Raw genomic sequence first — 13,811 nt, forward strand, 5'->3', positions numbered from 1 at the left:
GGGTGCGGGGAGGCACGTATGGGGTGGGTGTCGGCTGGCGACTACGAGGTCGCTCTCGACGACGGCAAGGTGGTGTGCCGCAATGCGGCCGGGCGGCGGTTGAAGTCCGTGCCGCCCAAGATCGCCGATGATCCGGCGGTGGTGGGACTGCGTCAGCTCACCGAGTGGCTGGAGCGGCACGAACGCCGGTGCCTGGCCGACGTGGAGCGGTGGATGGTGCGTTCGCTGCCGGTGCCGTTCGCCGTCGTCGCCCGCGTGTGGCCCGACCCGGCCTGGCAGGCCGCGCTGCGCGATCTCGTGGTCACCGGAGCCGACGGCGAGGTGGCCGGATTCCTGCGGGACGCCGACCCCGAGCGCGGCCTCGGCCTGGTCGACCTCGACGGCGACACCGTGCGCATCGCCCCCGACCTGGTCCGCCTCCCGCATCCGGTGCTCCTCGAAGACCTGGAGGAGCTGCGGGAGTTCGCCGTCGAGCTCGGCGTGGAGCAGCGCGCCCAGCAGCTCTTCCGCGAGGTGTGGCGCAGGCCCGCCGCGCTAGACGCCGAGAGCACGACCGTCGAGGACTATGCGGGCGGGGCCTTCAAGGAACAGCGGTTCCTGCACGGCCGCGTCACCCAGCTCGGCTACCGCGTGCGCGGCGGCCAGGCCGTCCTCTCCGTCCTGGAGGACGGCCGCACCGTCGAGGCCCGGGTATGGGTCGGCGACTACGAGGGCTACGAGGAGACGGAGACCGGCCCCCTGACGTTCACCGACTCCGCAGGACGGGCGCTGAAGCTCGGTCAGATCGGGCCGGTGGCCTGGTCGGAGGGCATGCGCATGGCGGCCGCGCTGTACGCCGGACGTGACATCGAGGACGAGGAGCGGGCGGCATGACGACCTACGACGAGACCACTGCGGGCACGCTCCTGGACGCGGGTGCCGTGCTGCCCTCCGGGGCCACGACCCGCGAGGACGCCGACACCCTCACCGTCCGCACGTACACCCATCCCGCGCTGGACGACCGGCGGATCGTCCGGCTCGTGCCGGGGACCCTCGGCGAGGCCGAGGATCTCGCGCTGGACTTCCTGGGCCTGGCCCGGGAGCCGGAGACCCCCGAGGTCGGGCAGGTACGCCGGGAGACGCTCGGGTTCCCCGCCTGGGCGCTGGTCAACGACCCGGCGAACGGGCACCACGCGCTGGCGCTGGTCAAGGACGTCGAGCGGCTCGCGCGGCAGGCCAAGTCCCGTCCCGGCACCGCCAAGGACGGCTTCGAGGAGCTCGGCGACCGGCTCGGCCGGGCCGTCCCGCACTTCCTGCCCACCTTCTACGAGCAGGCGGCCCGCGTCTTCCTCCAGCACGAGAACACGACGTACGCGGCCGCCTTCTTCGGCAAGGCCCGCGAGGCGGAGCGGGTGCACGCGCTGGTCGTGGACGAGGAGCGGCAGCGTGCCGTCTTCCTGGAGTTCGCCTTCGCCGGGGCGCTGACGGTCAAGGCGCTGAAGGAGCACGTCAAGGCGCTCGCGGCACGCCTCAGCCCGGCTCAGGCCTGGGCGCAGTTCCGGCAGTTGACCGTGGAGCGCTGCGCGGCCGGCATGCCGCCGTACGCGTCGCTGCCGCAGGACGCACGGGGGCTGATCAAGGCGGCGGGTCTCGACCGGGTCACCGAGGAGTGCGCCCTGGTCGCCGATCTGCTCGCCTCGCCGGCGGCGGTCCGGGCGCCCGGGTCCTTCTGGAACTCCTACCGGGCCACGCTCGCCGTCCTCGCCGAGCAGCAGCCGGCCGTGCGGGCACGGCTCTTGGAGATCATGCCGGCCGGTCTGGGCCGGGGCGTCGAGGACGACGAGTCCTGGCTGACGCTGCTCGTGGAGTGCGGCGCGGATCTGCTGCTCACGGGCGAGGCCGGCGCGGCGGCGGACGACGTCGACGCGGCGGACTGGCTCGGCCGTTGGGCCCTGCACCGCAAGCACGGCGGCTCTGTCTCCCAGCGCTCCGTGGCGAACCTCGCGCTCGTGGAGCGGATGGCGCCCCGGCTGTGCGCGCAGGGCCGCCCCGTCGACCTGTTCACCGGCCGCTGGAACGCCGGCGCCGACCTCGATCTGCTGGACCTGTGCGTGGCGCAGGGCGTGCCGCTGAAGCTGCCCGCCGCCGACCAGGTCGTGTACCTCTCCCTGGGCCGCTGGCTGACCGAGAGCAGGCCCGGACGGCGCGACCTGACGGCCACCGCGGCGGACCCACGGCTGCGCCGGCTGCTGTACGCCGACATCGGCACCCTCAGCGGTCACCGCATCGAATCCGGGGTGCTGAAGGGCCTGGCCGCCCATCCCGTACTCGCCGACGTGCTGCGCGAGTGGCTGGACCTCGCGGCCGAGGAGCTGACCGCGGCGGCCGGTCTGCCCGCCGCGCGCGGGGCGCTCGAACGACTGCGGCCCTTCCGTACGGTGGCCGCGCAGGTCAGTCCGGCCGCCGTCGCCCGGGTCGCCGCGCACCAGGTCGCGCCGCTGCTCGGCCACACCCTTCGCGCCGGGATCCTGGACGAGCTGGGCTGGCCCGCCCTCGACGAGGCGCTGCGCCGGCTCGACGCCGAGACCGCGCGCGACCGCGACGACACGCTGTCCGTCGGCGAGGCCTGGCCCGCGCTGATCCTCGCCCGTCGCCACAAGGTGATCGTCGTGGGCCCCGACGAGATCCTGCTGGAGCACGACCTGCGCCTACCCGTCGAGCTGGACCGCTGGCAGCGCCCCAGCTTCCGCTACACCGACGGCGAACTGCTGGTCGCGTGGCGGCAGGAGGGCAAGTCCTTGGGCTACTGGTCCGCCCGCCCGGCCGACGTGTTCACCCTCGGCGGCGAGCAGCTCCCCCACTGGTACAGCAGTCATGACGCGGACGAGGCCTCGATCCCGCTGGCCGGCGGCGGCCGCGCCAGCGGCGGGCGCACCCTGCACGCGGGCGACACGGTCCTGCCGCCCCGGCGCACCGTCCTGGGCGACGGGACCTCGTTCTGGCGCCAGGGACGGCAGGGCCGCCAGCAGGTGTGGCTGGAGTACGACCCGGTCACCGGCACGCACGGGCGTGCCTCGCTGCCCGCGTTCCTGCGGTCGGGCATCCGCGAGGACGCGGCCCTGCTGCAGGAGCACTGCGAGGTGCTGCCCCTTCAGCCGGGCCTGGAGCGGAGCCCGTTCGGCACCGACGGCACGGTCCTGGGCCGCTGGGTCCGCTCGGAGGGCGAGGGCGCCGAGGCCCGCACGGTCGCCGGCACGCCGGACGGCCGGACCGTCACGGTGCCGTCGGTCGACGGCCGGACCCCGGGCGTTCCGCTCGGCGCGCTGCGGCTGCCCGGAGGCGCCGAGCCCGCCGTCGTCGTCCTCCACCGGCAGATCGCCCTGTACGCGGGGGACGACACGTCTGTCACCGGCGAACTGGGCCGGGTGACGACGGTGGAGAAGGGCGGCGAGTTCGCCTCCGGCACCCGTCTGGTGCCGCCCCTCGCCTTCTGGCACGCGCTGCGCCCCCGCGACGAGGACGCCTCGGCGGTGCTGCGCGCGCTCACCGACGAGCAGGCGGCCGAGGTGCTGCGGGCCGGTGCACAGGCGTTGGCGGAGCGGCAGGCGCAGCTGGCCGCGGCCGGCGTCGCCCAGCAGACCACCCGCCCGAAGCGGTCCGTCGGCGCGCAGCGGGCCGCTTCCCCCGCGACCGCGGCCGGGGGCGCCGGTGGATCCACCGCCCCGGACCGGCCCGCCGTCCCGACCGCGGACGAGGTGCTCCGGGGCGTCGTGTCCCGCTGCCTGCCCGCGCTCGGCGACCCGCGGCTGCTCTCCGGCGTCGCCGCCCTGGTGCACGCGGTGCTGCGACTGGCGGAGTCGACCGCGGCGTTCGTGGCGCCGCCGGTCGAGCGTCCGCGGGCGGACCGGGGCCGGGTCGAGGGCATGTTCGCCGACCTGCGGCCCGAGCACGGCGACGACCAGACGCTGCGCGAGGCCACGGCCGGGCTCACCCACCACAGCGGCTGGTGGGGCGGCGAACCCCAGTGGCGCGCGCTGCGCCAGATCCGCGCCGTGAACCATGTGCTGTCCCAGAAGCCCGCCGACGGCAAGCCGCTGCCGGAGTCCTCCCGGCACGCCGGCCTCGCCGACGGGTGGCGCAGCGACGAGTTCACCGTCCCCGGCATCGGCCTGGTGTGGCCGTCCGTGCTGGACGTGCTGCGCCCGCTCGCCTACCGAGCCGCCTCCCCGGCCGTGACCGACACCCACCGCGAGGCACTGCTCCTGCTGCTGGAGGCCGTCGCCGACGGACCGCTGGCCGCGCCCGGGGGCGCGCTGCGCCAGGTGCTGCTGAGCGAGCCCTACGAGAAGCAGGAGCGCGTCGGTCAGGTGCTGCGCAGGGAGGGCCGTACGGTCGTCGTGCTCGGCTGCCAGAACGTCGACACCGACCGTGTGCGCGTCAACTGGCTCGCCCTGGACCACGATCCGACCGGAGCGTTCGGCGCGGTCGCCCACTTCGCCCTGGAGAAGGAGACCGCGCACCCGGCGGTGTTCCCCGCCGAGGCGATCACCGCCGTGACCCGGCTCGTCCGGGACAAGGGCGCGGCGCCCTGGCAGACGGAGGCCCCGGCCGCCCTCACCTCCGCGACGCAGGACGCGCTGGGGCCGATCCAGGCGGCCCTGCTGCTGGCCGGCCGGCCCGAGCAGCTCACCGACGAGGTGAGCGCAGCGACCGGGCTGAAGCCGCGCCAGAAGAACCTCGGCGACGGGCTGCTGGGCTCGCTCGGGGCCGGTGACCGGGAGGCGCTCATCGGCGCGCTGCTGCCCGGCGACCCGGGCGACCTGTGGACGTCCGGTCCGGACACGGACGCGGCGGCCGGGGTGTGGGCCGAGCGGCTCGGCGGGGTCGTCCGCCTGCCCGAGGACCTCGCCGCGGAACTCGTCGCCGCCGGCCTGTCCACCGGCTCCGCCGAGGAGGTACTCAACCCGCGGCGCACCCCCTGGCTCGCCCGCACCACGGTCCAGCGCGTCGACAAGGACGGCAACCTGGTCGCGGAGGACCCCCGGGCGCTGCCCGGGAAGTACGACCTGACGCGCGCGGTGGAGGCCCTGGCCGGACTCGCCTACGCCCTGCCGTACGGGCATCCGTTGCGCGCCGCGCTGCCGGACGGCCTGGCCGCGCTGCGTCGCCGCGTCGCGGACCCGGGGCTGCTGGTCGACCTCGACATCGCATGGACGGAGAAGGGCGGGGCCACCTCGGTCGCCCTGCGCAAGGCGTACGGGATGCCTGCCACCGGAGGCGCCGACGCGGACGGTCTGACCCGCGTGGGCGAGGCCCTGGTGCTGCGCCCCTGGTACGGCGAACAGGAGACCGTCCTGGTCCGCACGGGCGCGCTGGACGGCCCGGACGACCCGGTGTTCGGGCTCGTCGAGGGGCTCGTCGGGCAGTGGCGGGGCACCGGCATACGGGCCCTGCGGACGATCCTCGGCGACGATCTCGCCCGGGCGCTCGCGGCCGGCCTCGACCCCCAGGGGCCCGCCGGACACGCGCAGGATCCGACCGGCTGCGTGCCCGCGCTGGTCGCCGAGGTCGCCGAGACCCACGGTCTGGGCGAGGACGCGGCGGCGCTCTACCTCCAACTGCTCGCGCTGCCCGACCCGACGGACCGCAACTGCGCGCGCTGGACCGGCTGGAAGCCCGCCCGAATGAAGAAGGCGCGGGCCGAACTCGCGGCCACGGACCTGGTCGTCGAGGCCAAGCGGGCACGCGCCGGGCGCACCCTGTTCCTGCCCTGCGGCTGGCTCGACCTGAAGTCGCCCGGGCTGCCCGTGGAGCTCTGGAAGGAGGGGCTCTACCCGAACGCCGGCTACTCCCGCACGGTGCCGCTGCTGCCGGTGCCCGAGCTGTACGCCCGCGCATGGGCCCGCGTCCGCGCCGGTGACGCGCCGGCCTACGAGCAGCTCACCACCCGGGCGACCCGCAAGGGCCGCCGCCGATGACCGCCGTCCCACCGCACCTGGAAGACCGCACTCCGATGACCGCTCCCCTGACCACCGCCCCTTCCCACGCCCCGGACCCGGCCCCGGCTCCGGCTCCGGCTCCGGCCCGTCAGGTCGTCCCGCCCGAGGACCTGTACGCCGCCGAACTGGCCTTCCTCGCCGCCTACGACGACGGTCCGCGCCCGCCCGCCTGGCGGCTCACCCCGCGCGCGGTCGTCACGTTCGTCATGGGCAGCGACGGCCGCGCCCTGAAGCTGCCCGACGAGGCGGAGACGCCCGACGGGGTGCCGCGCCGTCTGGTGGTGGCGGGCAAGTTCGTCGGCGACCGGGCGCTGGTCGAGCGGTGTGTGGTCACGCTCGCCGGAGAGCGCGGTCTGCTGCTCGTCGGCGAGCCCGGCACCGCCAAGTCCATGCTGTCCGAGCTGCTGTCCGCCGCCGTGTGCGGCACCAGCGGCCTGGTCGTGCAGGGCACGGCGGGCACCACCGAGGACCAGCTCAAGTACGGCTGGAACTACGCCCTGTTGCTGGCGCAGGGGCCGAGCCGGCAGGCGCTGGTGCCCTCGCCGGTGCTGACCGCCATGGGCCGGGGCGCGGTCGCCCGGGTCGAGGAGGTCACCCGCTGTCTGCCGGAGGTACAGGACGCGTTGGTGTCGCTGCTCTCCGAGCGGCGCATCGCCGTACCCGAACTGGCGGGCACGGACGACGCGTTGGCGCACGCGGCACCCGGCTTCACCCTCATCGCCACGGCGAACGTGCGCGACAAGGGCGTCTCCGAGATGTCCGCGGCCCTCAAGCGCCGCTTCAACTTCGAGACCGTCGGCCCCATCGCGGACCTCGACGCGGAGACCGCGCTGGTGCGCGGCCAGGCCCGCGCCTCGGTGGAGCGGGTGGGAGCGCCCTTCCAGGTCGACGACGCGGTGCTGGAGGCCCTCGTCACCGCCTTCCGCGATCTGCGCGAGGGCCGGTCGGCGGAGGGCTGGGAGGTGGAGCGGCCGTCCACGGTGATGAGCACCGCGGAGGCCGTGTCCGTGGCGGGCGCGCTGGCGCTCGCGGCGGCGTACTTCCCCGGGGACCGTGACGTGCTGGGGCTGCTGCCGGGGCATCTGCTCGGCGTCGTCCGCAAGGACGACCCCGTCGACGCGGCCCGGCTGCGCGGCTACTGGGACGGCCCCGTCCGGCGACGCGCCGAGCAGGGTTCCGCCACCTGGCGCACCCTGTGGGACCTGCGCACGGTCCTGGAGGGCTGACGGCCGTGTCCCTTCCCCACGACCGGACCGGCACCGCCCGGGCCGGCACGTCCGCCGGCCTCACCCGGTCCGCCAGGCCTGCCGGGCCTGCCGAGTGCACCAGGTCTGCCGGGTTCACTGGACCTGCCGGGTCTGCCTGGTCCGCGACGTCCGCCGAGTGCACCAGGTCTGCCGGATCTGCCGGGATCACGGGACCTGCCGGGTCCGCCGGGTCCGCCACGTCCGCCGGGCTCACCGGACCGGCCGGGTCCGCCGGGCTCACCGGACCGGCCGGGTCCGCCGGGCTCATCGGATCGGCCGGATCTGCCGGGCTCATCGGGTCCGCCGGGTCGGCCGGGTCCGCCGGTCCCCCCGGCTCGCCCGGTCCCCCCGGCTCGCCCGACGAGGCCCTCGCCGCCCTCACGGACCCGGCCGCGCCCTATCTCGTCGGCGTACGGCACCACGCGCCTTCGCTGGCCGCGGCGGTGCCCGCGCTGCTGGCGGAGGCGAAGCCGGACGTGGTGCTCGTGGAGCTGCCGGCCGAGATGCAGGAGTGGCTGCCCTGGCTCGGGCACGAGGAGACACGGGCCCCGGTGGCGCTCGCCGCCGCCCCCGGTGACGGGAGCGGCGGGGGCCCGGCTTTCTATCCGTTCGCGGACTTCTCGCCCGAGCTCGCGGCCGTGCGCTGGGCCCGCCGACACGGCGTCCCGGTGCTCGCCTGCGACCTGCCGCTCGCGGACCGGGCCTGGGGCGAGGGACGCCACGCCGCCGCCCAGGACGCCGTGGGGCCCGGTCTCGCCACCGCGCTGCGGGCCCGGCTGACCGGGCGTCCCGGGGACGACCTGTGGGACCGGCTCGTGGAGGCCATCGCCCCGGGCTCCCCGCCCGAGGCGCTGCGCCGGGCGGCCCTGCTGACGGGGTGGGCACTGCGCGAGGACGCGGCCGCCTCCGGCGGTGTGCCCGAGCTGGACCTGCGACGCGAGCGATGGATGCGGGCCCGGATCGCCGAGGCCACCGCGCGCGGCGAACGGGCCGCGGTGATCGTCGGGGCCTTCCACGCACCGGCGTTGACGACGACGTCGGCCGACATCGACTCCGGCGCAGACGCGGACGCCGACGCCGACGCCGACGCCGGCAGTCAGCCCGAGTCCGTCGGCCAGCGCGCCGCCGACTCGCGCGCCGCCTGGACGACGTCCCTCATCCCCTACGCCTACGCCCTCCTGGACGAGCGGTCCGGGTACCCGGCCGGTATCCGGGACCCGGAGTGGCAGCACCTGGTGCTGCGGGCGGCGGGTGATCCGGCGGTCTTGGAGGAGGCGTTGACCCGGGCGGCCGTGCGGGTGTGCGCGGAGCTGCGGAGCCTCGGCCATCCTTCCGGGCCCGCCGACGCGCGGGAGATCAGCCGGCTCGCCTCGGACCTCGCGCGGCTGCGCGGGCTGCCCGCGGCGGGCCGGGGCGAGCTGGTCGAGGCGGTGCAGACGGTGCTCGCGCAGGGTGAGCCGTACGGGCGGGGGCGGGCCGTCGCACGGGCGATGGAGCGGGTGCTGGTCGGCACGCGCACCGGCCGGCCCGCCCCGGACGCGCCGCGCAGCGGTCTCGCCCCGGCGGTCGAGTCCGAGGCGGCGGCGCTGGGCCTGCCGGGACCGGGGGACGGCGGCGGCGCGGCCCGTGATCTGCGGCTGGACCCGCTGCGGTCCGACCTCGACCGGCGCCGTGAGCTGCTGTTGCGCCGACTGACGGTGTGCGGGGTGCCGTACGGGGAGGCCAGGGAGGTCGTCGCCGCGGGCGGCGCCGAGGCCCTCACCTCCCGCTGGGAGGTGCGCTGGACGCCCGCCACGGCGGCCATGCTGAGCGCGGCCGGCGTCCGCGGGGTCACCCCGGCCCAGGCCGCCGAGGGCGTGCTGCGGGAGCGTCGGCGCGGGGAGCGGGACGCGGGCGGGGCGACGGCGGCGCAGGTCCTTCAGGGGCTCGCGCAGGCGGCGGAGTGCGGTCTGCCCGGGCTCGCGGACGAGCGGCTCGACGACGTCGCCGAGGTGCTGCCCCACGCCGGTACGCTGCCCGAACTCCTGGCCGCGCTGGCCCTGTTGGACCGGCTGGGCTCCGGCCATGTCCCGGGGCTCGGCGCGGACGCGGAGCGTACGGCGCGGACCGCCGCCGTGGCCGAGCTGCTCACCTCGGCCGCGGTGCGGCAGGTGGACGGGCTGACCGGTTCGGAGGAACCCGCCGACGCGCGCGCCCTGCTCGAACTCGCCCACCGGGCCGACGTGGTGGGCGGCATCCGGCTCACCGACGCCCTCGCCCGGCTGGCCGCCGACGGCTCGCCGTTGATGCGCGGCGCGGCCGGGGCCGTGCGGGTGCTGCTCGGGCAGGAGGACGCCCGGGCCTTCGGCGACCGTGTCGCCTCCTGGGTCGACGGGGCCGTCGACCCCCACGCGCGGTCGGCCCTGACCGCCCGGCTGGGCGGACTGCTGACCGCAGCGGGCCCGTTGCTGGAGGCGGCGGCTCCCGCGCTGGAGCCGCTGCTCGACCGGGTCTCGGAGCTGCCCGACCGGGAGTTCCTCGACCGGCTTCCGGCGCTGCGCGGCGGATTCGACACCCTTAGCCCCGCGGCCCGCGACCGTCTGCTCGCGACCGTCGAGGAACGCCTCGGCACCGGCCGCGTCGCCGACACCGACGGCGTCGACCCGGCCGCCCTCGCCACCTGGACGGGGGCGGACCTCGCGGCCCGCGCGACCCTGCGCTCGCTGGGGCTGCCGGCGGCGGCCGAGGCTGCCGACGGGGACGTCTCAGCGAGGGGGGCCCGTCCCGGCGGCACTTCTGCGGCCGACGCTCCCGGCAGCGCCGACCCGGTCGGGGAGACCGGCGCGGACGGCTCCGCAAGGGCGTCCTCCCCCGGCGGCGCGGACGAGGACGCCACCCCGGGCACCGCCCCGCCCGACGGGCCCGGCACCAGCACCGGGACCAGAACCGGCCCGGGCACCAGCACCAGCGGCACTTCTCCGGCCGACTCCCTTGTCGGCGCCCGCGTCGACGTCGCTTCCGAGCCTCCCTCCCCCGAAGCCGAGGATCACCTCCTCGACCCCGCCGACCGCTGGCGGCTCGTGCTGGGGCGGCGGAGCGACCGGCTGCCGCCCTCCGCGCGTGCGTTGGCGACCGCGCTGGACGAGCTGTACGGCAGCGGGCGCGGCGAGGGGAGCCGGGGCGACCTGGCGGGCGCGGGCGGCGGCCGGGAGGCGTCGTATCCCGGGGTGCGGGAGTGGTCGCAGGAGCTGGCGGCGCTGTTCGGCGAGGGCGTCCGGGAGGAGGTGCTGGCGGCGGCCGCCGCGGCGGGCCGCAAGGACGTGCTCACGGAGCTGGACGCGGACAGCGCGCGGCCCTCGGTCGATCTGCTGCGTGCCGTGCTCCAGCACGCGGGCGGCCTGCCCGAGGCCCGCCTCGCCGCGCTGCGGCCCCTCGTACGGCGGCTGGTCGAGGCGTTGACCCGGCAGCTGGCCACCCGGCTGCGTCCCGCCCTGCACGGCACGACCCTGCCGCGCCCCAGCCGACGGCCGGGCGGCGGCCTGGACCTGCCCCGCACCCTGCGGGCCAACCTCGCGAACGCGCGGCGCGGCCCCGACGGCACGGTGCGGGTCGTCCCCGAGCGCCCGGTGTTCCGTACCCGGGCGCGGCGGGCCGCCGACTGGCGGCTGATCCTGGTCACGGACGTGTCGGGGTCCATGGAGGCGTCCACGGTGTGGGCCGCGCTGACGGCCTCCGTGCTGGCCGGGGTGCCCACCCTGTCCACGCACTTCCTGGCCTTCTCCACGGAGGTCATCGACCTCACCGGTCACGTCGAGGACCCGCTGTCGCTGCTGCTGGAGGTCAGCGTGGGCGGCGGCACGCACATCGCGGCGGGGCTACGGCACGCGCGCGAGCTGGTCACCGTGCCGTCGCGGACCCTCGTCGTGGTCGTCAGCGACTTCGAGGAGGGCTACCCGCTGGGCGGGCTGCTCGGCGAGGTCCGCGCGCTGGTCGGGGCGGGGTGTCACGTCCTGGGCTGCGCGAGTCTCGACGACACCGGCCGCCCGCGCTACTCCACGGGCGTCGCGGGTCAGCTCGTCGCCGCGGGCATGCCCGTCGCCGCCCTCAGTCCGCTCGAACTCGCCCGCTGGGTAGGGGAGAAGATCGCATGAGCCCGAATCTGCCGCCGGACCACCCCGGCCACCCGGGCCCGGGCTCGCGCCCGGGCCTGCCGCCGGTCGCCCCCGCCGTGACCGCGGAACTCGTCGAGGCGCTGTCGCCCCGGCTGCGCAAGCGGCTGGACGCGGGCGTCGCCAAGCTGGCGGCCCGTCCCGTCGTCGTCGAGGGCGACCTCGTACGGATCGCCGTCGATGACGACACCGACCTCGAACTGCACGCCCCCGGGGGCACGGTGACCAGCGCGGACGCCATCCGCTGCGGCTGTCTGCTCGCCCCGGACTGTCTGCACCGCGCGGCGGCGGCCTCGGCGGCGCCGGTCGCCCAGGACGCGCCACGGGACGAGAAGGCCCCCGAGCCGGACCCCGTTGCGGAAGCGGGGGCCGAGACCCCCACCCCCGGCCAACTCGCCGCCGCCCGAGCCGTGTTCGACGCCGGGGCCGCCGTGCTGGAGGCCGGGGTGGACGGGGCCGGGGCGGTGCTCCAGGCGGAGTTGCTGCGGGCCGCGCACACCGCACGGCTCGCGGGACTCCCCCGGGCCGCCGCGGCGGCGGTCTCCGTGGTCACCGGGGTGCGCGCGGCCCGCTCCGCCGACCCGGCCCATCGGCTCCCGGAGCTCGTCGACGCCCTGCGCACCGTACTGGGCGTGGCCCACCGGCTGCCGTACGCCACCGGCACGGAGCTGGCCGGGCTGCGCGGCGCCGTGCGGCAGCCGTACACGCCGGACGGCTCGCTGCGGCTGTACGGGCTGTTCTCCGAGCCGGTCCTCACCGCGACGGGGTACGCGGGCGCGGTCACCTGGACCGCCGACGCCCAGGGTCGCCTCTACACCGTCTCCGACGTGGCTCCGGGCGGGCCCGGCCGGGCGACCGGCGCCGCCGACCGGACCGTACGGATCGGCGACACCGCGCTCACCCACCGCGAGTTGTCGCGCGCGGGCCTCGCCGTGTCCGGTGCGACCGTCTCGCCGACCGGCCGGCTCGGCGCGGGGGCGGGGGTGCGGGCCGTGCGGGCGTCCGGTGCGGACTGGCGCGGGGAGCCGCTGGACGCGCTGTGGGCGGTGCCCGTCGCCGAGCAGGTGACCCGGGCCCTCGGCGACGAAGGGCACGATCTGCTCTTCCTCGACGTGACGCTGGCGGGCACGGTCCGGGAGGCGACGGGCGACTGTCTGCTGGCCGACTGCGACGGGCTGACGCTGCGACTCGCCGCCGCCCACGAGGATCCCGCGCTCCCCTACCGCGACAACCTGCGGCTGCTGGCCGCCGCCCCGGGCAGCCGGCTGCGGATCGTCGCCCGGCTGGCCGCGGGGCCGCTCCCCCGTGCATCGTTGCTCGCCGCCGGGCACCCCGCCCAGCCCGACGCCCGGGTGGACCTGGGCCTGGACCGGCTCCGGCGCGCGGACCTGCCCGCGCCGACGCCCCCGCCCGCCGTGGCGCCCGTGCCGGACGAGGCCCCGCTCCATCTGCTGCGCCGGCGGGTCCAGCAGGCCGTGTCCGGGGGGCGCCGGGTGCTGGCCTTCCCGGGCGGTGAGACGGGGGACGCGGCCCGGCTGCGCCGGGTCGGTCTCGCCACCGCGGCCGATCTCCTCGAGGACCTGCACGCCACGGCCGCGGACCGTGCCCGCGACGCCTTCGGCCGTCTCCTGCCGGCCGACACGCCCCGGTTCGCGCGCTCCTGGCTGGCCGCCGCCCACTACACGGCCGAGGTGGAGCGGGGACTGTGCGCGGCGGCCTGGGGCGCGCGGGCGACGGCGTCGGCACAGGGGTCAAGGCCGGGGGCGAGGTCGGGAGCGGGCTGAGAACCCGTCCCGTTTCGCGGCTCCTTTAGGTCAGGATCTGACCTCTATCGCTCCTAACGTGGTCCTCGACCGCGGAACACCCCGCACGGGAGAAGAGGACCATGAACGACTCCACCACCCCCGGCCAGACCGTCACCGGCGAGCGCGCCGACCTGCTGGCGGTGCTGGGCAAGCACCGGCACTTCCTGCGTTTCACCACGCGCGACCTCACCGACGAGCAGGCCGGGCAGCGGACCACCGCGAGCGAGCTGTGTCTCGGGGGCCTGATCAAGCACGTGACCGGGGTGGAACGCGGCTGGGCGGACTTCATCGTCGAGGGGCCCTCGGCCCTGGGCGACTTCGACGCCATGACGGAGGCCGACTTCGCCGCGCGGGTCGACTCGTTCCGGATGCTGCCCGGCGAGACGCTGGACGGAGTGCTGAAGGAGTACGACGAGGTGGCCCGCCGCACGGACGAACTGGTCGCGACCCTGCCCAGCCTGGACGCCGACCACCCGCTGCCGTCGGCGCCGTGGTTCGAGCCGGGCGCGCGCTGGTCGGCCCGCCGTGTGCTGCTGCACATCATCGCCGAGACCGCCCAGCACGCCGGTCACGCCGACATCATCCGGGAGTCCCTGGACGGCTCGAAGACCATGGGCTGAGCGGTCCGGGTTC

6 protein-coding genes are annotated in these 13,811 nt (G+C 76.8%); all 6 read left to right on the forward strand.

The genetic code is table 11. From position 1 onward, the window contains the following. The first annotated feature begins 18 nt into the window (after window positions 1-18). Window positions 19-873 carry a DUF4132 domain-containing protein gene (locus OG562_RS02630; RefSeq protein WP_266393145.1) on the forward strand — a complete coding sequence of 285 codons (855 nt, stop codon included), beginning with the start codon at window positions 19-21 and terminating at the stop codon, window positions 871-873. Beyond that, complete coding sequence (locus tag OG562_RS02635) at window positions 870-5,957, forward strand: hypothetical protein (protein ID WP_266393146.1); 5,088 nt, start codon at window positions 870-872, stop codon at window positions 5,955-5,957. The genes OG562_RS02630 and OG562_RS02635 overlap by 4 nt, the downstream gene beginning before the upstream one ends. A gap of 35 nt (window positions 5,958-5,992) precedes the next feature. Continuing rightward, window positions 5,993-7,204, forward strand: a complete 1,212-nt coding sequence (locus OG562_RS02640) for an AAA family ATPase (RefSeq protein WP_266393148.1) — start codon at window positions 5,993-5,995, stop codon at window positions 7,202-7,204. 314 nt (window positions 7,205-7,518) lie between these two features. Beyond that, on the forward strand, window positions 7,519-11,355 hold the full coding sequence (locus OG562_RS02645; protein ID WP_266408977.1) for a DUF5682 family protein: 3,837 nt from the start codon (window positions 7,519-7,521) through the stop codon (window positions 11,353-11,355). Next, window positions 11,352-13,157, forward strand: coding sequence for a hypothetical protein (locus OG562_RS02650; protein WP_266393154.1), 1,806 nt, complete (start codon window positions 11,352-11,354; stop codon window positions 13,155-13,157). Before OG562_RS02645 ends, OG562_RS02650 begins: the two co-directional genes overlap by 4 nt. A gap of 101 nt (window positions 13,158-13,258) precedes the next feature. After that, on the forward strand, window positions 13,259-13,798 hold the full coding sequence (locus tag OG562_RS02655) for a DinB family protein (protein ID WP_266393156.1): 540 nt from the start codon (window positions 13,259-13,261) through the stop codon (window positions 13,796-13,798). Window positions 13,799-13,811: the final 13 nt, after the last annotated feature.

This window comes from Streptomyces sp. NBC_01275 (assembly GCF_026340655.1).
Classification (GTDB): Bacteria; Actinomycetota; Actinomycetes; order Streptomycetales; family Streptomycetaceae; genus Streptomyces.